Below are 21,069 nucleotides of genomic sequence, written 5' to 3'. Positions count from 1 at the left end.
ACAATACCGTTTCTATATTATCATGGAGAGAACATGCCCGGGAATGGTCAAAATGGGCTGAGTCTCTTTTTCACAGGAAATCTTCATGATTAAGAACGCCACTCCTTACTGAAAGCGATGTATATTCTATAAAGTTATTTTGAAATATTCATATTAACAGTTGAAACTTTCTGTGGCATGATCCATAATGAAGTTGTGCATACTGTTTGTCAATCCATAAGAAATCAAGGGAGGAAATTTACAATGAAGTTTTTCTTGGATACCGGAAATATTGAAGAAATTAAACGTATTACCCGCCTCGGTTTAGTGGATGGCGTGACGACGAATCCGTCACTGATCGCCAAAGAAGGCAGATTGTTCAAAGATGTAATCAAAGAAATCGTGGCTATTGTGCCTGGTCCTGTCAGCGCGGAAGTCATTGGCCTTACAGCAGAAGAAATGCTTAAGGAAGCCTATGAAATTGCTGAGTGGGCACCCAATGTCGTAATCAAGCTGCCTATGACTGAAGATGGCCTGGAAGCCTGCTACGAATTGACCAAAAAAGGCATCAAGACTAACGTTACCCTAGTATTCTCCGCGGCTCAAGGCCTCATGGCTGCCAAAGCCGGCGCTACCTATATCAGCCCGTTTGTCGGTCGTCTCGACGATATCGGCGTTGACGGCATGAAGTTGATCAAGGATCTGAAGACCATCCTGACCAACTACGGCCTGACTTCGGAAATTATCGCAGCCAGTATCCGCAACATCGCCCATGTGGAGCAAGCGGCAATCGCCGGTGCGCACATTGCAACCATCCCGGGCTCTTTGCTGCCTTCCCTTTGGAAACACCCGCTTACAGATAACGGTATCGAACGCTTCCTGAAAGATTGGGAGAAAGTTCCGCAAGTATAATACAACTGCTGCTGTTAACATAAAGCACCTCGTGGAAATCTTATTGGATCATAATGGGTCCGATACATTTCTATGGGGTGTTTTTTGCGTCGGGTTGACTAATTTACTTGTCTTAACTATAGTTGTTATAACAAGTAATTTCAGAAAGGATGATTCTTTTGCCTATTTCCTCTCCGCAGCAACTCCTCGGATTCCTGCTCGGCTCCACCCACCGGAGGATATCCAATGCGTTTGCCCGGGCCTTGAAGCCTTACGATATTACCCCCGAACAATGGTCTGTCCTGTTAATGATTGTTGACCGGGAAGGCATTAACCAGAAGGAAGTTGCCGCAGCGGCAGCCAAAGATCAACCCACAACTGCGCGGATCGTGGAGCTGCTTCAGAAGAAAGGTTTTATTACAAAATCAACAAGTCCCAGCGACCGGCGGGCCTTTCTGCTGTATCCCACCCTTGAGGGGCGGACGCTAATCGAAAGCACGATCGCTCTTGAGGAGCAGACGATCCATGCAGCGGTTGCCGGACTTTCACCGGAAAAGCTTGAAGAGCTTCGCGTCATGCTGGAGCTGATCTATCACAACACTGGAAATTCACACCAAGAATAGGAGCAATGGTATTGAACACAACATCTGATCGTCTCTGGACAAAATCGTTTATTCTGCTGACAATTTGCAACCTGCTGCTGTTTACAGGACTGCAAATGACACTTTCCACTCTCCCGGCCTATGCCGAAGAATCCTTGAACGCCTCTTCCGTACAGGTTAGCCTTGTCACCAGCTTATTTGCGCTTAGCGCCATCGCTTCACGGCTGTTCTCGGCCAAGGCCATGGAGAAAGGCGGCCGCAACCTGCTGATCTTCCTCGGGCTGGCCGTATCCCTTGTAGCCGTCACCGGTTATTACTGGGCCGGAAGCATAACCGTACTGCTGCTTATGCGCATGCTCTTCGGGATCGGCTTCGGGATGGCCAGTACCGCCTTTCCGACAATGGCTTCGGACGTGATCCCGATTCGCCGGATGGGTGAAGGCATGGGTTATTTCGGCTTGTCGACAAGCCTGGCGATGTCTGCCGGTCCATTGATCGGTCTAAGCCTGCTGCAGGGTCCCGGTTTCGGCTCCTTGCTGCTTGTTACCGCAGCTGCTCTGGCGCTAATCTTCCCGCTTGGCTACCGCCTGACAACAGTGCTTCCGGGTCAGCACAAGGAACCCGCTGCGGTTCCGGCAGCGGATTTCAAAGGCGGGGCATTTCGCAGGCTGTTTATCCCATGCCTGCTGAACTTACTGCTGTCCGTGTCATACGGCGGACTGCTGGGCTTTCTCGCTCTTTACGGCAAAGAAGCCCATTTGGAACATATCGCCTATTTCTTTCTGTTTAATGCTGTTGCCATTGTTATCATTCGTCCATTGTCAGGCAAAATTTATGACCGTTTCGGTCCAGCTGCCCTGCTAATTCCCGGCAGCCTGTTCATCATCGGCGGATTGCTGCTGCTCTCCTTCGCCTCATCCACAGCCGCCCTCTTCCCGGCTGCTTTATGCTACGGGATCGGGTTCGGATCCATGCAGCCTGCCCTGCAAACCTGGATGATTCAGTCCGTTGACACGCGCCAGCGGGGAATGGCCAACGGCATGTTCTTCAACTCACTGGATCTTGGTGTAGCAATCGGCACTATGCTCCTCGGATCTGTTGCGTTGTATAACTCCTATGCGGTCATGTACCGCTATTCTGCAATGGCTCCCGCACTTTTGCTTCTGGTCTATATTGCGTATCTCGCCATCAGACGGAGAAGCAATCGGACCGCCGTCACCTCTGCTTAATTTTCTAGCCGGCCGTCAGCGAATTAACAGAAGTATAACTACCGGGCGCGCTGCGGCCAGATCTGTGGTATCCGTTCGGACAATCTTTTTGAACCCGATTGGCCCTTTTCTCCTTTTTCTCCTTTACTGGGCGTCACGGCGAACAATGTCAACAGTCCGCCGACTGCCCCCACTCCGGCCATCGTACCAAACAGCACCCAGTGCCCCCGTGTCATCAGCAGCGACACCACCGGCGGTCCCAGCGACACGCCGATGAATCGCATGCTGCTGTAAAGGGAGGTGATGGTACCCCTCTTTTCCTGCTCAATCCCTTCAGTAATCAGCGCATCGAGACATGGCAATGCTGCGCCAATTCCAATCCCGCCCAGGCTAAGGAACCCAATGATCATATAAATACTTTTACTGAATCCGGCAATAACCATCGCCGCTGTCAACAAAACCATCCCGCTGAAGCCCAGCCATTTCATCATTGACTTGTTCTGCCCGATGATCTTGCCGCTGCCGAAGGAGGACAAACACAACAGCGCCAGCGGAATCGCTAATACAAAACCTTTCATGGCACCATGAAGGTTATATTTCGCCTCCAACGTCTCCGATAAATAAAAGAGAACACCAAAGGTTACGAACATGCAAATGCCGCCGATGGCAAAGATGGCATACAGCCAGCGCCCGTGCTGGCGCAAACTATCCGCGATGCCCGATAAAAACTGCCGGACAGAGGTCTTCTCAGCCTCTTCCAGCTCTTCTGGCTTGCGGACCAGAAACAAGACAAGCAGAAACGAGATCACACACAGTACCGGAATGGCAATAAAGGGCGCATACCAGAGCAGCAGCCCTAAATAGGCACCGAGAATCGGGCTAAGCACCTTGCCGAAAGTATTTGAGGTTTCGATAAGTCCCAGGCTTTTACTGACCACCTTTTCATCCTTGAACAAATCGCCAACAAAGGGAAGCACAATCGGAAAGGCTCCGGCTGCGCCAATGCCCTGCAGCACACGCCCGCCGAGAATGATCCAGTAAGCGGTCAGCCCCTCTGTGAACCAGGCAGCAGCAACACAAACCGCTCCTCCGGCCGCAGCAATGAGCAGACTCGGTAAAATAACCTTTTTCCGCCCATAACGGTCGGACAGATAACCCGCCACCGGAATCATTAGAATGGCCATCAGGCCGTATAGTGTGATCAGCATACTAACCTGAAATGAGCTGATCTTCAGCTCCCGGGAGATTTGCGGCAGAATCGGCAGCAGCATGGAGTTGCCTAGCGTCATAATAAGCGGAATGGAAGCCAGAGCTGCCAGATCCCATTTTCTGTCCTTCATGGATTGACCACCTTTGTTATCGTTCACAGTCTCCTTTATTGTGGTTTATTAGCAGACCCGGTATGCATCCCAGCAAGTGGAAACGGATACCGTCCTCAAAAGGACGGTATCCGTTTCAGCGAGAAATAGAAGGATAATTTATAGCGTGAAGCATATAAATTCTATACTTTAAAAAAGCCGTTCCCGCATCAGGTGCGAAAACGGCCAATATGATGTTATTCAGCTCACAGCGAACCGGCGGTTACAGACTCGCGCACGGCGGCCGGAAGGAAATGATTGGGCGCTCCCAGGCTATAGATATGCAGCAAATGCATCGCCCGGGTACAAGCGGTATAAAACAGCTTCCGTTCGCTCTCCCTGCCATATCTCTCCGCTGAGCCGTCATAGATAATCACTGCATCAAATTCCACGCCCTTGGCTAAGTATGCGGGCAGCACCAGAGTCCCTTTTTGAAAATTAGGCGTCTCCTTTGTCACAAGTCTTACCGGCAGCCTGTTTTGCAGCTCGGCATGTACACGTGCGCTTTCCTCTGCCGTTTTGCAGATGACAGCTACATAATGATAGCCCTCCGCATGGAGATTAAGAATATCCTGCTCGACCGAGTCAAGCAGCTGCGGCTCACTTTCGACAACGGTAAGCTGTGGCGCTTCCCCGCTGCGGTTGAAAGGAACGATCCGCTCGCCCCCTGGAATCATCGCCCGTGTGAACTCAACAATTTCATAAGTCGAACGATAGCTGCGGGTTAGAGAAATCACCTCGGTATTCTCCTCGCCGTAAATACTCACCAGTCCTGCCAGGTCGCCAAGCACCTCGCCCTGGGCATAAATCGCCTGATTCAGGTCCCCAAGCACCGTCATCTTGGCCCGCGGAAACAGGCGGCGCATAAATTCCAGCTGGAATGGAGAATAATCCTGCACTTCATCCACAATAACATGACGAATTAGCGTATTGGTCCGGAAGCCCTGGCTCAGCTCCTTTAAATATAGAAACGGCGTTGCGTCCTCATATGCCAGCTCGTTGGCCCCTATAGATTGCAGCGTTTGTCTGCAAATCTCATCCCAAACCTCCGGCAAAGTATTGCTGTTGTTGAGGGTTTCCATTAGCTCCCAGTCAGTAAACAACCGGCTGTACAGCCCTTTAACATCGACAAACCGCCCCCGTTTGGTCCATCCGCGCAGCGGCTTCAGCCGCTGGCTGACGATATACCGGGCGAGCAGGCTTTTTTCGGTATCGAAATCATCAAAGCTCTCGTTATGGCCGCCACCTTTGCGCCGCATCATCTGGTAAGCACGTTGATATTCACTGGAATCCAGCAGCTCAATCTGGTCTTCGACCCATTGGGCACTCCGCTCCTCCATGCTGAACGCAGCAATCTTCTTGAGCAGCCAGCCTGTCATCAGATCAATCCGGTTCGCCAGCTTGATATTGGAATCATAGCTGTAGAACTGCTGCTCCATCTCATCTTTTCCAACGATCGCCCGGCCCTGGAACATCAGCGGCTTGAATTGCATGCTTTCATGCTCCAGCAGATTCACATAACGGCGGATGGCATCCAGAAAAGCTACTGATGATTTATACCCGATCCCTTCTCTGCGCACTGAGGCTTCCGGTCCATCAGGTGTATTCAGCAAACTTTCCGTCTGGCTGAAGACATCCTCCAGTTGAAATTCGTAGCCCAGCCGGTGCTCCAGATACATCTGGAACGTTGTCTGCTGCATATTTTCTTCACCAAGCTCCGGAAGAACCGTGGAGACATAACTGTTGAACAGCGGATTGGGTGAGAACAGCAGCATTTGATCGGCTTGCAGCACCTCACGGTATTTATAGAGCAGATAGGCGACCCGTTGCAGGGCTGCTGAGGTTTTACCGCTTCCGGCAGCACCCTGGACAACCAGCATCCGGCTTTTGTCGTTGCGGATTACCGCATTCTGTTCCTTCTGAATCGTCGCCACAATGCTCTTCATCCGGTCGTCCGCGCTGTGGCTTAGCACCTGTTGAAGCAATTCATCCCCGATGGTTACTCCGGTATCAAACATCACTTCGATGACCCCGTCATCAATTACGAACTGCCGTTTCAGTTCCATCGTACCGCTCACGAGTCCTCCAGGTGTATCATAAGCCGCCGGACCTGGCGCTCCGTCATAATACAGACTTGAGATTGGGGCCCGCCAGTCATAAATCAGGAAGGTGCCGTTATCCTCCATCAGGGAACCAATTCCGAGATAGATCTTCTCTACCTCTCCGTCCGGAGTCTCAGTGAAATCAATCCGTCCAAAATAGGGAGACACCACAAGCTTTTTATATTTTTTAAGCGCTTTGCTTGACTGCAGATGATGGCGCTCGCGTTCATTTAATATTTGCGCCTGCTGCCGCAGACTGGTTGAAGTCTCGCCCAGATCATCCGGGCTGCTGAAGTTAACCGTGACCTCTTCCCAGAAATCTTTGCGCATATCCACAACATCGCTGCGGTGCAGACCCAGCTCTTCAGACAACTGCCGGATATGGCCCTTAAGCAGCTTCGTTATACCCGTTACCCGCTCCTGCTCCTCTTTCCACTCGCTATCATGTTTCTCCACTGCATTTCATCCCCTTTGGAAGGTTGACATTTATTTTTACCCATGGTATAATCATTTTGTATAATTATGCATATTTTACAATATTCATTCAATATCCTCTTATTTTAGCAATTCCACCCGACTTTATCAAGTCTTTGAGTCCATTATTATAATACTTTATGATGTCCTAGCCTATTATGTATATGATCCGGTCCTTTGGGACCGGATTTTTTGTTTATATAGAGTAAGTATGTCAGATTGAAGCCTGCTATTCTTTTTCATCGGCAGATGCACGGTTGATCTGATCCGCCACTTTATCGAGGCGTTCCAATTGGTACCCGTAATCATAGATAGCTGCTGCAACAACAGATAACCGCAATTGCCCTGATTTCTCAGCGTCATAGCCCTCAATTGCCTGCTGCAGAAATCTGTCATTGTCCTCTCCAAGCGGCTCCGAGTCACTTGAACCCGGCTTCAGCTTGTCCTCGAATTTGAGCAGGATGTATTCATGGTATTTAATCAGCTGCTCCAGATGCCTGTCGAACAGCTCATCGGTCCGCTCCGTCCGTTCTGCCTGGAAATAGTGGCGGTCTACGGCCTCCAGTACCTCATACCCCTTCTGCAGCGAGGACAACAGATTTTTGTACATCACCATTTGCCGGGTTTGACTGTATTTGGCTCTTCGCAGCTGCTTCTGCTCTTCTTCAAACAATCCATACTTATCTGCCAGCGCTTTAATTGAACCCTCCAGCGCATGTTTCTCGTCGCGGAAGACACTCTCTTTCATCTCATGCGATACTGCAGTCCGCAGCAGCAGCGACAAGCTGGTGAACACGCTCTCGATCTGCTGGATGTACTGCTTACGCGGTTTTGGCGGAAAGACCGTAATATTGATTAAAAATGCCGATACAATTCCTGTGAGCGTAAGCAGAAAGCGGGTCAATGCAAATTCCCACTGCCCCGAAGCTTCCATTACAGAAATTACTGTAACGAGTGTCAGTCCGATCGTATCGGCACGGTTCATTTTCATGCTGATCATAATTACGAGGATACATACCAGCCCAACCGCGATGGGCTCATTGGACAACACCATTCCCCCCAGCAGCGCGATGACTGCCCCCATTGTGCTGGTCTGTATCTGGTCCAGGAAGTAGCGCCATGACCGGTATATGGAGGGCTGCATGGCAAAGATTGCTGCAATCGCCGCACCTACTGGAGAAGTAAATTGCAACAGTGCAGAAAGATAAAGTGCGAGTGTGACAGCCATTCCTGTCTTGAGTATGCGGGCGCCGAAGGCCAAAATCATCCCTCCTTACTATTTTATTAACATCTTTTATGTATATCCTGCAGAACTTAAGTCAATTTCTAATAGGGTACAACCACTATTACCCATGGAGAAGGCCGGCGAATTTTTAGTATGGCTTAAGCTTGCTTTCAGAATTCTTTCAGCTTCCAGGGAATACTGTGTACTGCAGTACCCATAACGATCACAAGAGGTGAATCATGAGCAACAACATTAAAAGAATAACAGCCTTTGCCGCAGCCGTGATGCTCAGTCTGGCTCCAGCCGCTGCATTTGCAGACAACACTGCCGGAAGCACACCTTCACCTGCACCGGACAGCATTCATGCGGGAAAAGAACATTCCTCCCATCCACATCATGTGCGGGGCTTTAAAGCCGGAGGTTATTTTATTCTGAATGAATCGGCCAAGCTGCTTGAGATCGACCGTACAGAATTGATCCGCAGTTTGAAAAGCGGTAAAACCCTCTACACGCTGGCTAAGGAGAAAAAGGGCTGGACCGAGGAGCAATATATTCAAAAACTGAGTGAGGCCGCCAACCTGAAGCTGGATGAGTCCATCAAAGACGGGCAATTGACATCCGACGAAGTCCAGAAGCTAAAAGCCGGACTGCCTGCTTTGCTGAAGCTGAGCATTGCCAATGCGTCGAGTGCACATCAAGCCAAACCCTAATCGTTCAAAAAAAGAAAACCACCAAACATCAAGCGGATACAACGCAGGTCTACCTGCGGGTATCCGCTTGATTAATTGTTCCGGCAGATTTGCGCTGTCGTGAATTCCGGTAGGCTTCAAATATACCGATGGACAGCATCAGCCACGCACCGCTCGCGGTATACCCTCCGATCACATCACTCGGGTAATGCACACCCAGATAAATCCGGCTCCACCCGATGCCGCCTGTCATCAGAACCGTAAAACAAATCAGTAAAAACCGTTCACGGTGCCGCCGCAAATGCCGCCAGAGCAAATAGGCGATTACACCATACAAGGAAAAGGCGGCCATGGAGTGACCGCTGGGAAAGCTGTATCCCGCCTGCTCAATCAACCGGTGAATATTGGGGCGTTCCCGGTGAAACCACAGTTTCATCATTGTATTCAGCAGCTGCGAACCTAATGCAACCCATAGGAACAAAATCAGCTCCAACCGGTGCTTCAGCAGAAAGAATAGCAACGCCATCGTCAACAGCGAGATGCCGATCGCCAGACTGGAGGAACCCACCAGTGACAATCCTTTAGCCAGCGAAGTAAGTGCAGGAGATTCTGCAGATTGGACAATATGAATAATATAGGTATCAAAGGAAGCCGTCTTGTTCAGGAATACAAGTGTCGCAATCACACTGAATCCTAACAAAAACCATAAAAACCGGCGAAAACCTCTGGACCAGTACTGATAATAAAGCATAACTACCTCCTTGTCTAATTCCGCGCCGTCCACCACATTTCCAGGAAGAGTCTTTCCCGTGTTATAATTGGCCTGGAAGTCAATTCATAAAAAAGATGGAGTGCTGCCAAAGTGGAAAGTCTAAAATTACAGGAACGTTTGTTGAACCAATGTATTTCAACAAAGGTGCCCGTGACGATTTTTACAACCAACGGAGTTAAAATGCAGGGAATTGTGACCTCATACGACGCTTACACGATCACCTTGCACGGACAGGGTGACGGCAGGCAAAATGTGCTCTTTAAATCGGCAGTTTCCACGGTTGTGCCGCTTAAGCCCGTCTCACTTAAATAACAAGCCATTTTACATCACCACTAACCACCATAACGTTACAGCCTTAATTCAAAAGGAACACCGGAGCAATTCCCCGGTGTTCCTTTTGTCGGATTTAACCCGAATGAAGTCCACTTAACCGCTCTGTCTTGTGATAACTTACGAGATGAAGAATACAGCAGGCTTAACACATACCGGCTTTGACACCTCTGCTGTATTGCCTGTGAAGCTAAGGCGCCCGCTGGCAGGATCGAGGGAAAATACCACCAGATTGTTCCCGTCACGATTGGCAACAATCAGAAATGCTCCGTCAGGGGTCACTGTAAAGTGGCGCGGATGGCCGCCGCGTGTAGACACATGCTCTACCCACGTAAGCGCAGCGGATTCGGCATCCACAGCATAGACCACAATACTGTCATGCCCGCGGTTGGAGCCGTAAAGGTAGCGGCCGTCCGTGGACAAAGATATTTCAGCGCAAGTGTTCTCCCCCTCATAATCCGCTGGCAGAGTCGGCACAGTTACGACCGTATGCAAGGTTCCGGCACTGCTGTCATATGTAAACGAAGTAATCGTGGAATCCACTTCATTGATAACATAAGCAGATTTGCCATCCGGGTGGAAGGTAAAATGCCTTGGACCTGCTCCCTTGTGCAGCGGGGTTTCGTCATGAACCTCGAGCGTCTGCCGCTCCCGGTTGATCCGGTAGGAACGAATCAGATCGAGTCCCAGATCCGACACAAACAGGAAACGCCCGTCTGGACTGAATACGGACGAATGCGGATGCGGCCGGTCCTGGCGTTCCGGATGCGTGCCATGTCCGGTATGCTGAGCTGTATCCGTAAGCGCCAGCGGCAGCCCTTGCTTATCAAGTGCCACAAGACCGATACTTCCGCCATGGTAACTGCACACAACGATATATTCGTTCTCCAGATCTCTGGAGATATGACAGGTGGTGGTTTGGGTTTTGCCTGCGGCAGGCATCGTTGGAATCCGCTTCAGTTCGGTCAGCTTGCCTGTCTGTGAATCAATGGCGAAGGAGACAACCTCGCCTTCCTTGCCGCCTTCACGATTCCCCTGTTCACCAATGGCATACAGCCGTTGTCCCGAAGCATCAACATTAACAAAGGTGGGATTCGTGATACCTTGCACCGTATCCAGCAGTTCCAGTGTGCCCCCTGCCTCCCCGTTGAACTCAAACACCTGAACTCCGCTTTCTTCCGCACTTGCGTAGGAGCCAGTAAACAATAACAGTTTAGTATTCTCATTCATCTCGGTATTCCTCCTCCATGGTTTCATAACTATAGTATCATCCAAACCGCCCGCAGTTTTAAACGGCAGTCATCTTTATAATTTACAATTTTTCAGCGTCTATGACAAATGCAACGTAAAAAATGACAAAAAACATTTCAAAAATAAGCCTTCTCAAATCAGATTGGATATGATATAATGAAAGCGCTAACATCAACGTAAATTTTTATAAAGGGGGAACACGAATGAGCAGCCTGCTGGAAGCCAGAAACGTATATGAGGACTTCGAGGTGGAGACGGACATTCTGTTCTTTAAAGTCGGAGATCACGACTTGGTCATTTTTCACGGCAGAAACTACAACATTAAAAAGAGAATGACTGCCGAGCAACTGAATCGTTTATTATCCAATGCCAGCTATTATCATGTGTACGGAGGCTGCTACGTTAATCTGAACAAGATCAGCGCAATTGAGGATGACTGTATCTACTTCGGTGAAATGGGCCTGTACGCCAAAAATGTCCGTGTTCCCAGACGGAAGCAGGAAAGTATTCGACATCTGCTCAGAGGCCTCAGCTCCTAAGCGGATACACTCAGAGATATACGAATACATTCTTATATCTTCTACATAAACCGGAAGCGCGTGGTGCAACCATGCAACTCCGGTTTTTCCTTTAAAATATAAGAATTTATATGCTTCACGCTATAAATTATCCTTCTATTTCTCGCTGAAACGGATACCGTCCTTTTGAGGACGGCGAAGCCGTTTCCACTTGTCTTAATGGAATCTTAAAAAGTAAATATACTTTTTTATACTTTCTTAAGGTTTGGAATCCTGATTTCTGGTAAAGTTGTAGAAAGACAGGCAACACCTATATTGAAGGGAGTCATTAATTATAATGGACAAAAGAGATTTGGGCGAAAACGAACACCAGAACAACAATGGAACAACGGAGGAAAGCAACACTTCCGTAAACAACAATGAAGGGTTAGTCCAAGAGGCAGCGTCTACTCCAGCAACCGGTGATGTCAACGCTTCCGAAACACCAGTGTTTAAAACTGCCGAATCCGTTGAGACACCTGCTGTTAGAGAAGCTGAAAGAAATGTTCCAGTAATGAACAAAGTGGGCGCTGGAGCTCCTCCACCGTCATCTTCCCCTAAAGCTGGAAAAGGCTGGATGATCGCTTCTATTGTACTCGCAGCTGCGCTTATCATTGTACTGATTAAACCGCCTTTCCAAAAAGACGACAGCAAGACAGCTGTTGCAACCGTTAATGGAACCGACATTACGAAAGCTCAGCTTTACGATAAACTGATTGAAGCCGGCGGTGAAGCTACACTGAAGAACCTGATCACAACTACCCTTGTGGATCAGGAAGCTAAGAAAGCCAATGTCACCGTTACCGACGCGGACCTCAATGCGGAGATTGAAGATCTTAAGACTCAACTCGGCGGTGAAGACGCCCTGAACGCTGCATTGTCACAAAGTAATATGACCCTTGATGATCTGAAGAAGCAAATGCCTATGCAAGTGAAAATCCGCAAGCTGATTGAACCGAAAGTAACCGTTACGGAAAAAGATATTTCCGCTTATTATGATGAGAACAAAGCTTCCTTTAAACAGGAAGAAGAAGTCCGGGCTTCCCATATTCTTGTAGCCACCCAAGCGGAAGCTGACTCCATCGTCAAGCAGCTTAAAGAAGGAGCGGATTTTGCCAAGCTAGCTAAAGAAAAGTCTACGGATACTGCTTCCAAAGAGAACGGCGGCGATCTTAACTTCTTCAAACGCAGTGATATGGTTGCTGAATTCTCCGATGCGGCCTTTAAGCTTAAAGTCGGTGAAACCAGCGGTGCAGTAAAGAGTGATTTCGGCTACCACATTATCAAGGTGACCGACCGCAAGGAAGCAAAAGAATATACGCTGGAAGAAAAGAAAGCAGAAATCGAAAAGACTCTTAAAGCACAAAAGGTATCCGAAATGTCAAACACTTGGCTGTCGGAGCTGAATAGCAAAGCAAAGATCACCAACTCGCTCACTGATGCCAAAGAATCTGCACCTCCAGAAACAAGCGCAGAACCTTCAGCAACTGAAGCACCCCCTGCCAAATAAGGCAGTTCGCAATATTTAACAGGACAAGCTTTCCCACAGAAGAGGACCAGGCGGTTAACCGCCTGGTCCTCTTCTTGTCTAATGATTTTTCTTACGGATCTGCTTATCGTGATTTTCGCCCCACTCTTTAGCTTGTGCTGTCGCAATCGAGATGGCTCGCCCTTCCTCATAACCTTCCTCCAGCAGGGCATTGGCTATCTCAATCGCCTTGTTACGTACAGGCGCCATAAAATTCTTAAGTGAATCCGGGTAATCATCCTTGTTCCACGGCATAATGAAAACCTCCTTGATTAGGCTATAGTACTTATTAGCCCGGTCAAGGAGGTTCTAAACATCTCTATAGGATGCTTATTTAAGCACTTTTACACGGTCTTCAATCGGTTGGAATTCTTTCTCGCCCGGAGCGGTAGCAATTTTACCGAACGGCATTTGGGCGATCAGCTTCCATTCTGCAGGAATGTCAAAGGTTGTTTTCACTTCATCGTCAATTAGCGGATTGTAGTGCTGCAGTGACGCACCTAGGCCTGCTTCTGCAAATGCTGTCCATACTACAAACTGCAGAATCCCGGAAGACTGGTTGGACCAAACCGGGAAATTATCGGCGTACAGGGCAAAATTCTCCTGCAGGCTCTTCACCACTGTCTGATCTTCGAAGAACAATACGGAACCATAACCTGCTTTGAAGGAAGCCAATTTTTGAGCAGTGCCTTCAAACTGTTCTGTTGGAACAATCTTGCGCAGGGTTTCAGCAGTGATATCCCATAGTTTATCATGCTTGTCGCCTAGAAGAACAACGGCTCTGGAGCTTTGGGAATTAAATGAAGTTGGGCTATGTAATACCGCAGCTTCAACAATCTCTTTGATTTGAGCATCGGAAATCGGAGTTTCTTTGCTGAGTGAATAAATGGAACGTCTTTCTTTTACTACTTCCAGAAAATTTTTAGACATAAAATAACTACCTCCATTTATTTAGTAACTAACTTTTCTAAATCTTAACACTTTTATTCTGGTAACACAATACTATTTCACAACTATTTCCTGCTTCTTCTCTTTTCACCAACACTTATTGTCGCAGGAATCCCGATATTTATACCCTCTCCACTATTTTTCTATAATCACCTGTACAGGTTTCGAAACATCGCCTTACTTTCCGATATACAATTCCGCTAGAAATAAGCTACAATAGTTCAGCAAAAGTGCAGAAGGAAGGTTTCAACCATGAAATTATTGTCTTTGAAGTACCCCTTTTCCCTAAAAAACACTACGACTTGGACCTTATCTATATTGCTGGCAGCATCTTTAGGCCTCAGCGGATGCAAAGACACAAAATTGCCACCAACTTCAACAGCGGTCCCGTCTTCTTCGGAACAAAATACCGAGCCGGTATCCTTTTGGGTAGCAACCGATACCCACTACCTGGATAAAGCGCTGGAAGATGGCGGAACTGCTTTCCAGTCCTATGTCAGCGGTGGCGACGGCAAAATGCTGCCTTACAGCGATGAGCTTGCGGAAGCTCTGCTCTATGATGTGCAGCAGCAGAAGCCGAAATTTCTTATTCTCAGCGGCGATCTGACCAATAATGGTGAAGCAAGCAGCCATAAGGAGCTTGCAGAGAAGCTGAAACGTATTGAGAATATGGGTACCTCTGTGTATGTCATACCCGGCAATCATGATCTGTTCAACCCTTGGGCGAGATCCTTTGAAGGGGACAAGCAGCTTGTTGCAGAGCATATCACTGATAAAGATTTTACCGGAATGTACGGAGACTTCGGATATAATGAAGCCATATCCCGGGACAAGAACAGCCTGAGTTATTTCGTAAAGGCAGCGCCAGAACTATATCTGCTGATGATTGACAGCAGCCAATACAACAACAACGAGAAATACGGCTTTCCGCAAACCGACGGGCGTATTCTTCCAGGTACGTTCTCCTGGATGGATGACTGTGTAAAGCTGGCGGCCGAGCAGCATGCTTCGATCATTACGGTAATGCACCACAACCTGCTGAGCCACACCTCGATGTCCGTTTCCGGCTTCAAGCTGAACAACAGCCAGGAAGCAATGAAGATGCTGCGCCGGAGCGGGCTGAATCTGGTACTGTCCGGGCATATTCATATGCAGGATATCCGCCGTGATCCACCCGTTAACGAAGAGAATAAGGCAGCCTCTCAAGCATTGCCGGTATATGATATCGCTACAAGTGCTATGGCTGTGAATCCCCATCAATATGGAGCTATGACCTTTGATCCAAGCTCCCGCGCTGTAACCTATCATACGGCTGCAGTTGATGTGGAGGGCTGGGCCGCAGCATCTGGAATTAACGATCCCCATCTGCTAAACTTTAAGACATATGCAGAAGAAACTTTTGCCGGATCTTCCTACAACAAGGCGATGAATAAGCTCAAAGAAACATCCTTTACCGAAGCAGAAAAGCAGTCGATGGCTCAGGTAATGGCCAAATTAAATGTGAATTACTTTGCAGGAACTGCAGCCAGTTCGATTGATGAGATTAAAGCCATGCCGGGCTACAAACTGTGGGAAGGTATGGAAGGCGGCTTCATGTCCGGCTATATCCGCAGCATGGCCGAGAATCAGGAACAGAGCCATACCTCACTTAAGATTGTCCTCACCAAACAATAGGAACCTTGTGCAAAGAGAGGAGCACTTCCAGTGGCTGACATCACTGAATTCAAGCTAGACAGCGAGCTCCCCGCCAAATTGTCCAAGCCGGCACAACGTGCTCTTACCGCTGCCGGATACAGCCGCCTGGAGCAATTCACTACACTCCGCGAAGCTGAGGTGCTAAAGCTGCATGGCATGGGACCCAAAGCGATGGATCAGATCCGTCAGGCACTTGCGGCCAAAGGGCTGTCATTTGCCGAATAATCAAAAAGGCCGGAACTCCTATGTACAGGAGTTCCGGCCTTCTTTTCTATTGCTTCACATTTGCTTAAGGACGGTGGATGTCAATATAACCGTACTCATCTACTTTAACAGTAGCATGCAAAGCTTCCGCCAACAGACGGAGAGGCACATAGGCATCACCGTACTCGTCTACGAATACTGGCTGTGAAATCTTCACTGCCTTACCGTTGATCAAGACCTGTGCAGAGCCTACCTTGAACACGACAACGTCGCCATACACATCATCGGTAACATTAATCGCCTTGTTCACAGGATCCCATTTCACCACTGCATCCAGATCCTCTGCCAGGTAGCGCAGCGGAACATACGTTGTGCCGTTTTCTACAATCGGATAATAATAATCATCATCCGGGGCAATCACAAGATCTTTGGCTGTAATGCCAAAATCATCCTTCAGCAGTTTGTATACTGCAGAATTCTGATCAAAGCTTCTCAGCGTCTGACCCGGTGTAAGCTGGGTTTCAGAGAGATCCAATGCTCCCTCTTTGCTGATGGCATCGGCTGTCACAGCTCCATTTACATTCCAGGTCTGGGTTTCTGCTTTAACCGAAATGCTCTGAAGCGGCAGGTCTTCACTAGCTGGAAGTGCTACCTTCAGATCTACGTTTTGCTTGCGGATATGGAATCCGCTGTCCACGAACAGATCCACTTGCAGCTTTGTATCCTTGCCGAGAATGGTGTTCAGCTCAGGAGTTGACTTATACAGGTTCTTCACCTGATTGTCGTACACCAGGAGAAGAGCATCCACCGCCAGCTTGGCGGCATCATGTGCGACTGTTACGACACCTTCTTTGTCATTCAACGGGATATCACCCAGTCCGAAATCGCTCAAGCCTTCTTCCATTCCGGATGCCTTAAGAATCGGATACAGATAATCATAGAGGCCGCTGATCAGCGCAGTAAATCCTTCAGTATCATTAGAAACAGATTTCAGGAAGCTTTTCACTAATGCGGGCAGCTCGTCACCTGTAATTTCCGTATGTAGCTTCGTAAGGTTCAATTGCTGACCATATACGGCTTCATTTACGGAGGATACGTTAATTGCACCAGGGTTCGGAAGATTCTTCACCACAAACGTCGTAAGGAGCTTGGAAATCTCCTGTGCTTTTGTCGGATCAAATCCTTCCACACCTAATTCTTCTTCATAACTTTCAAGCGGGAAGTAGAACGGCTGCTTCGCCCCTTCCGCTGTAAACACTATGGCTTCTTTATCCATAAACAGTGTGAATGGCACTGTCAATTTCTTATAGCCAACTGATCCGGCAGCAGATACATTGCCGTTGTCCTGCAGTTTTACATGAGCAATATTAACGGAAAAAGAATTGATAAGATCTACCATCTCCTGATCCTCGGCGCTGATTCCAGCGGCAGGTACAGCATTCAAGGAAAAGGTTGTGCTGGATTCAGAAGACTTAACATCCAGATCCCCTAGTAACGCCTTATTGACGTCGAGTCCGCCGACCGTCTGACAGCCCGCCAGAATCAGCAGCAGTGCGAGAATCGGGAGTAACCACTTGGTTCTTGCTTTCATTTTCTTCATAGCATGTCTCCTCTTACGTTTATTTTTGTGATCTATCCATCAACTCAAAATGAGGAAGGATTTGCATAGGATACGCCATCATTTGGTAACCAGCTATAAAGTTAACAAACCTCGCCAATCTATAGTTACCCAATTCTGGAAAATCAGAATCTTCAACAAGGCGAGCAGCGCTAAATGTGCCGGGTAAAAGGACCACCATACCCAGCGCGGAAGGCGTTTTTTCTCCAGAACCCCCCATACTCCCGGGGTCAGAGCAATGAGCAGCGTAGGCACAATGCTGACCATCTGGACCAGCCAGCCGCTGTAGAACAGGTAAAACCCGTTCAAAACAAAATGTGCCAGAACTAGCCAATAGGAACGCGCATAGCGGAAAATCAGCACCAGCAACAGACCGTAGGCATTATAATCGAGCGGAAGAACATCCATTAGAAAAACCGCTGCAATTACCACAGGAATGCCAAACCAAAGGCTAGGCAACTTATCCAGGATTACAAGCACAATAGCAGACAGAAGCAGAGTAAATACGACATTCCAGCCTCCGGGATCCAGCGCCAGATTATATGGCACCTGTGCAATCAACGCAATCCAGAGAAGCCGCCGCAGGTATCTGGCCCTCGATGATGTATGTATATGCCCCTGCACCAGTCCGTAGCAGTAAATTGGAAAAGCAATTCTCCCAACATACCGCCAGGCAAGCTCTCCCGGAAAAAAAATATAGCCGATATGGTCGATCAGCATAGTCAGCATCGCGATGATTTGCATGTCTATCCTCCTGGTTCATAATCTACATTATATATAGCTATTCATCAAGAAGTCTTTTCTATTGTAAGGTACGGATACAGATATGAACAGCTTCTTCTTTCCAACTATGCCAAAAAGAGCCCTCCCCGCAACGGTTGCGGGAATGGCTCTGTGACAATACATCCTTAACTACGCAGTCTTCGACTTGTTGTAAATATCGAACCCTACGGCCAGAAGAAGTACAAGCCCTTTAATGCCCTGCTGCCAATCGACGCCCAGGCCAACCAGGGACATACCGTTGTTCATGACGCCCATTACCAGCCCCCCGATGATCGCTCCCACCACTGTGCCGATTCCGCCGGAAGCAGAAGCTCCCCCAATGAAGCAGGCTGCGATAGCATCCAGCTCGAAGTTGGTTCCGGCTTTTGGAGTGGCGGAGTTCAGGCGGGCGGCAAATACCAGACCGGACAAGGCCGCGAGTACACCCATATTGACAAACACCCAGAAGGTAACTCGTTTGGTTTTGACACCGGAGAGACTGGCTGCTTTTTCGTTGCCGCCCAGCGCATAAATATGCCGGCCCATCGTCATATGATTCATCACGAAGGAGTAGATCGCAATTAGCACAAGCAGGATGACGAGGATATTCGGAATCCCGTTGTATTGAGCAATCACGAAGGTAAAGAGGTTGATTACAATCACCAATGCTCCGGCTTTGGCGATGGACAACCAGACCGCCGACTGCTCAAAACCGTATTTCACAGAGATTTTGCGGGTTCTGAATTCCTGGTACACCACCAGAACGGAAAGAATGATGCCCACAATAAGGGTCAGCACATTCAGCGAACCGCCGCTCACGATATCGGGGACGAACCCGGAACTGATTTTTTGGAATGTCTTGGGGAACGGGGCAATGGACTGCCCATTCAGTACGATCATCGTCAAGCCGCGAAACAGTAACATTCCTGCCAGGGTGACGATAAATGCGGGGATTTTGATATAGGCAACCCAGAAGCCCTGCCAGGCACCAACCAGCGCCCCCATCAGCAGTGAAAGAATGACAGCAAGCACCGGATTCAGCTGCATGTCGACCATCATTATCGCTGAAAGTGCCCCGATAAATGCTGCCACCGATCCGACGGACAGGTCGATATGTCCCGTAATGATGACAAGCACCATCCCGATGGCCAGAACCAGGATATAGCTGTTTTGCAGAATCAGATTCGTAACATTCAGCGGCTTGAGCAAAATGCCGTCGGTGAGGATTTGAAAGAAAATTGAAATAAAGATCAGTGCAATGATCATGCCGTATTGGCGGATATTCTTTTTGAAAATCCCACTAATGACTGCCATGCGGTGTTGCCCCCTTGCTTCGTGTCATGTACTTCATTAACAGCTCCTGCGACGCATCCTGCCGCTCCACTTCGCCGCTGATCCGGCCTTCGCACATCGTATAAATCCTGTCGCACATGCCGATAATTTCCGGCAGCTCTGAAGAAATAACCAGCACTCCCTTACCCTCCGCAGCAAGCCCGTTGATGATCGAGTAAATCTCATATTTCGCACCTACGTCAATGCCTCGTGTAGGTTCATCCAGGATAAGGATATCCGGCTGCGCGTAGATCCATTTGCTGAGCACCACTTTTTGCTGATTGCCGCCGCTGAGGTTGACTGTTTTTTGCAAAATGCTCGGTGTCTTGATGTTCAGCTTCCTGCGGTATTCCTCTGCAACCAGCACTTCCTCATTCTCATTAATGACACCCCGGCGGGAAAGCTTCCGCAAATTGCTGAGCGAGATGTTGCGCTTGATATCGTCGATTAGAATAAGCCCATACTGCTTGCGGTCTTCGGTTACATAAGCCAGTCCGCTTTCTATCGCTTTATTGATGTCGTTCAAATGCACTTCCTGTCCATGCATGTAGATCTGGCCGCTGATCTTTTTGCCATAGGACTTTCCGAAGACACTCATCGCCAGCTCCGTGCGTCCGGCTCCCATAAGTCCGGCAATGCCGACAACTTCCCCGCGGCGGATATGAAGATTGATCCCATGGAGCATTTTGCGGTCAACCTGTGTAGGGTGATACACTTCCCAGTTACGGATCTCAAAGATCGTTTCGCCCAAATCCGGTGTCCGCTCGGGATAGCGGTTCGTAAGATCGCGTCCGACCATGCCTTTGATAATGACATCCTCGGTCACTCCATCCAACTTCATATCCAGTGTCCGGATCGTTTGGCCGTCCCGCAAAATCGTTACAGAATCCGCTACCTTCTCGATTTCGTTCAACTTGTGTGAGATGATAATCGAGGAAATCCCCCGTTTTTTCAGTTCCAGGATCAAGTTGAGCAGGTTCTCGCTATCATCCTCATTCAGTGCCGCCGTCGGCTCATCAAGAATGAGCAGCTTCACCTCCTTGGAGAGCGCTTTCGCGATCTCCACGAGCTGCTGCTTGCCGACACCTATCGTTGATACTCCGGTAAACGGTGATTCTTTTAAGCCGACTGTCTCCAACAGTTCTTTGGTTTTTACCGTCGTTTCGTTCCAGTTGATCACCCCATGCTTTGCCTGCTCATTGCCGAGGAAGATATTTTCCGAAATAGACAAGTACGGAATCAATGCCAGCTCTTGATGAATAATGACTATACCCAGATTTTCGCTGTCCTTGATATCCTTGAACTGGCAGACTTGGCCTTCGAATAAAATATCTCCTTCATATGTCCCATGCGGATAGACACCGCTCAGCACTTTCATCAGCGTTGATTTCCCGGCTCCATTCTCCCCGCAAAGCGCATGGATCTCACCAGCCTTGACCTGCAGATTCACATTCGAGAGCGCTTTGACGCCGGGGAACGTCTTCGTAATGCTGTTCATCTCCAAGATATAGTCACTCATTGCTTTTTCACCCAGCTTTCAATAG

The 21,069-nt window shown here is 48.7% G+C and carries 20 protein-coding genes; 9 read left to right on the top strand and 11 right to left on the bottom strand.

Annotated features, from left to right (window positions below; translation table 11 throughout):
- Nucleotides 1-243 precede the first annotated feature (243 nt).
- The 3 genes from fsa to ACAN56_RS07565 all read left to right on the top strand — a co-directional run bounded on the left by fsa (nt 244) and on the right by ACAN56_RS07565 (nt 2,701).
- A complete protein-coding gene (gene fsa, locus ACAN56_RS07575) occupies nt 244-891 on the top strand; it encodes a fructose-6-phosphate aldolase (RefSeq protein ID WP_038590710.1) in 648 nt (215 codons plus the stop codon).
- A gap of 158 nt (nt 892-1,049) precedes the next feature.
- Complete coding sequence (locus ACAN56_RS07570) at nt 1,050-1,493, top strand: MarR family winged helix-turn-helix transcriptional regulator (protein ID WP_231578431.1); 444 nt, start codon at nt 1,050-1,052, stop codon at nt 1,491-1,493.
- Between the two features lie 5 nt (nt 1,494-1,498).
- Nucleotides 1,499-2,701, top strand: coding sequence for an MFS transporter (locus ACAN56_RS07565; RefSeq protein WP_038590704.1), 1,203 nt, complete (start codon nt 1,499-1,501; stop codon nt 2,699-2,701).
- A gap of 38 nt (nt 2,702-2,739) precedes the next feature.
- Here ACAN56_RS07565 and bcbE read toward each other — a convergent pair whose 3' ends face one another.
- From bcbE to ACAN56_RS07550, 3 genes are all read right to left on the bottom strand, one after another.
- The gene (gene bcbE / locus ACAN56_RS07560) at nt 2,740-4,020 is read right to left on the bottom strand and encodes a bacillibactin exporter BcbE (protein ID WP_379141708.1); all 1,281 of its coding nucleotides are present in this window, start codon (nt 4,018-4,020) and stop codon (nt 2,740-2,742) included.
- A gap of 224 nt (nt 4,021-4,244) precedes the next feature.
- Nucleotides 4,245-6,596 (bottom strand): RNA polymerase recycling motor HelD, encoded by a 2,352-nt coding sequence (gene helD / locus ACAN56_RS07555; protein ID WP_379141706.1) that lies wholly within the window; start codon nt 6,594-6,596, stop codon nt 4,245-4,247.
- A gap of 247 nt (nt 6,597-6,843) precedes the next feature.
- Nucleotides 6,844-7,875 (bottom strand): FUSC family protein, encoded by a 1,032-nt coding sequence (locus ACAN56_RS07550; RefSeq protein ID WP_038590695.1) that lies wholly within the window; start codon nt 7,873-7,875, stop codon nt 6,844-6,846.
- Nucleotides 7,876-8,078: 203 nt separating this feature from the next.
- Between ACAN56_RS07550 and ACAN56_RS07545 the strand changes: the two genes are divergently transcribed.
- Nucleotides 8,079-8,549 carry a hypothetical protein gene (locus ACAN56_RS07545; protein WP_379141704.1) on the top strand — a complete coding sequence of 157 codons (471 nt, stop codon included), beginning with the start codon at nt 8,079-8,081 and terminating at the stop codon, nt 8,547-8,549.
- Nucleotides 8,550-8,598: 49 nt separating this feature from the next.
- On the opposite strand, the gene ACAN56_RS07540 is transcribed toward ACAN56_RS07545, so the two are convergent.
- The gene (locus tag ACAN56_RS07540) at nt 8,599-9,279 is read right to left on the bottom strand and encodes a phosphatase PAP2 family protein (protein ID WP_379141702.1); all 681 of its coding nucleotides are present in this window, start codon (nt 9,277-9,279) and stop codon (nt 8,599-8,601) included.
- 111 nt (nt 9,280-9,390) lie between these two features.
- Between ACAN56_RS07540 and hfq the strand changes: the two genes are divergently transcribed.
- The gene (gene hfq, locus ACAN56_RS07535) at nt 9,391-9,612 is read left to right on the top strand and encodes an RNA chaperone Hfq (RefSeq protein ID WP_038590687.1); all 222 of its coding nucleotides are present in this window, start codon (nt 9,391-9,393) and stop codon (nt 9,610-9,612) included.
- Between the two features lie 138 nt (nt 9,613-9,750).
- Here hfq and ACAN56_RS07530 read toward each other — a convergent pair whose 3' ends face one another.
- Nucleotides 9,751-10,860, bottom strand: coding sequence for a lactonase family protein (locus ACAN56_RS07530; protein WP_379141700.1), 1,110 nt, complete (start codon nt 10,858-10,860; stop codon nt 9,751-9,753).
- 224 nt (nt 10,861-11,084) lie between these two features.
- Between ACAN56_RS07530 and ACAN56_RS07525 the strand changes: the two genes are divergently transcribed.
- Both ACAN56_RS07525 and ACAN56_RS07520 read left to right on the top strand, forming a co-directional pair.
- Nucleotides 11,085-11,420: a hypothetical protein gene (locus ACAN56_RS07525; protein WP_038590681.1), complete on the top strand. Its 336-nt coding sequence runs from the start codon at nt 11,085-11,087 to the stop codon at nt 11,418-11,420.
- Between the two features lie 316 nt (nt 11,421-11,736).
- Nucleotides 11,737-12,948 carry a peptidylprolyl isomerase gene (locus ACAN56_RS07520; RefSeq protein ID WP_038590679.1) on the top strand — a complete coding sequence of 404 codons (1,212 nt, stop codon included), beginning with the start codon at nt 11,737-11,739 and terminating at the stop codon, nt 12,946-12,948.
- A gap of 78 nt (nt 12,949-13,026) precedes the next feature.
- On the opposite strand, the gene ACAN56_RS07515 is transcribed toward ACAN56_RS07520, so the two are convergent.
- Nucleotides 13,027-13,221 carry a DUF2188 domain-containing protein gene (locus ACAN56_RS07515; RefSeq protein WP_038590676.1) on the bottom strand — a complete coding sequence of 65 codons (195 nt, stop codon included), beginning with the start codon at nt 13,219-13,221 and terminating at the stop codon, nt 13,027-13,029.
- 75 nt (nt 13,222-13,296) lie between these two features.
- Nucleotides 13,297-13,896 carry a nitroreductase family protein gene (locus ACAN56_RS07510; RefSeq protein ID WP_038590673.1) on the bottom strand — a complete coding sequence of 200 codons (600 nt, stop codon included), beginning with the start codon at nt 13,894-13,896 and terminating at the stop codon, nt 13,297-13,299.
- A 270-nt stretch (nt 13,897-14,166) separates the two neighbouring features.
- Between ACAN56_RS07510 and ACAN56_RS07505 the strand changes: the two genes are divergently transcribed.
- Together ACAN56_RS07505 and ACAN56_RS07500 are read left to right on the top strand one after the other, a co-directional pair.
- Nucleotides 14,167-15,588 (top strand): metallophosphoesterase, encoded by a 1,422-nt coding sequence (locus ACAN56_RS07505; RefSeq protein WP_379141696.1) that lies wholly within the window; start codon nt 14,167-14,169, stop codon nt 15,586-15,588.
- 30 nt (nt 15,589-15,618) lie between these two features.
- Nucleotides 15,619-15,834 (top strand): helix-hairpin-helix domain-containing protein, encoded by a 216-nt coding sequence (locus tag ACAN56_RS07500; protein ID WP_038590670.1) that lies wholly within the window; start codon nt 15,619-15,621, stop codon nt 15,832-15,834.
- 64 nt (nt 15,835-15,898) lie between these two features.
- Here the strand turns inward: ACAN56_RS07500 and ACAN56_RS07495 are convergent, their stop codons facing one another.
- The 4 genes from ACAN56_RS07495 to mmsA form a co-directional block, all read right to left on the bottom strand.
- Nucleotides 15,899-17,413: a copper amine oxidase N-terminal domain-containing protein gene (locus ACAN56_RS07495; protein WP_379141693.1), complete on the bottom strand. Its 1,515-nt coding sequence runs from the start codon at nt 17,411-17,413 to the stop codon at nt 15,899-15,901.
- 93 nt (nt 17,414-17,506) lie between these two features.
- Nucleotides 17,507-18,175, bottom strand: a complete 669-nt coding sequence (locus tag ACAN56_RS07490; RefSeq protein ID WP_379141690.1) for a TraX family protein — start codon at nt 18,173-18,175, stop codon at nt 17,507-17,509.
- A gap of 168 nt (nt 18,176-18,343) precedes the next feature.
- Nucleotides 18,344-19,507: a multiple monosaccharide ABC transporter permease gene (gene mmsB, locus ACAN56_RS07485; protein ID WP_341092486.1), complete on the bottom strand. Its 1,164-nt coding sequence runs from the start codon at nt 19,505-19,507 to the stop codon at nt 18,344-18,346.
- Nucleotides 19,494-21,044, bottom strand: a complete 1,551-nt coding sequence (mmsA, locus tag ACAN56_RS07480; protein WP_379141687.1) for a multiple monosaccharide ABC transporter ATP-binding protein — start codon at nt 21,042-21,044, stop codon at nt 19,494-19,496. The genes mmsB and mmsA overlap by 14 nt, the downstream gene beginning before the upstream one ends.
- Between the last annotated feature and the right edge of the window lie 25 nt (nt 21,045-21,069).

This window comes from Paenibacillus paludis (assembly GCF_042610515.1).
GTDB lineage: Bacteria > Bacillota > Bacilli > Paenibacillales > Paenibacillaceae > Paenibacillus_AQ.
Note: the sequence above shows the minus strand (reverse complement) of the source record. Positions and strands in the feature narration are given on the sequence as shown.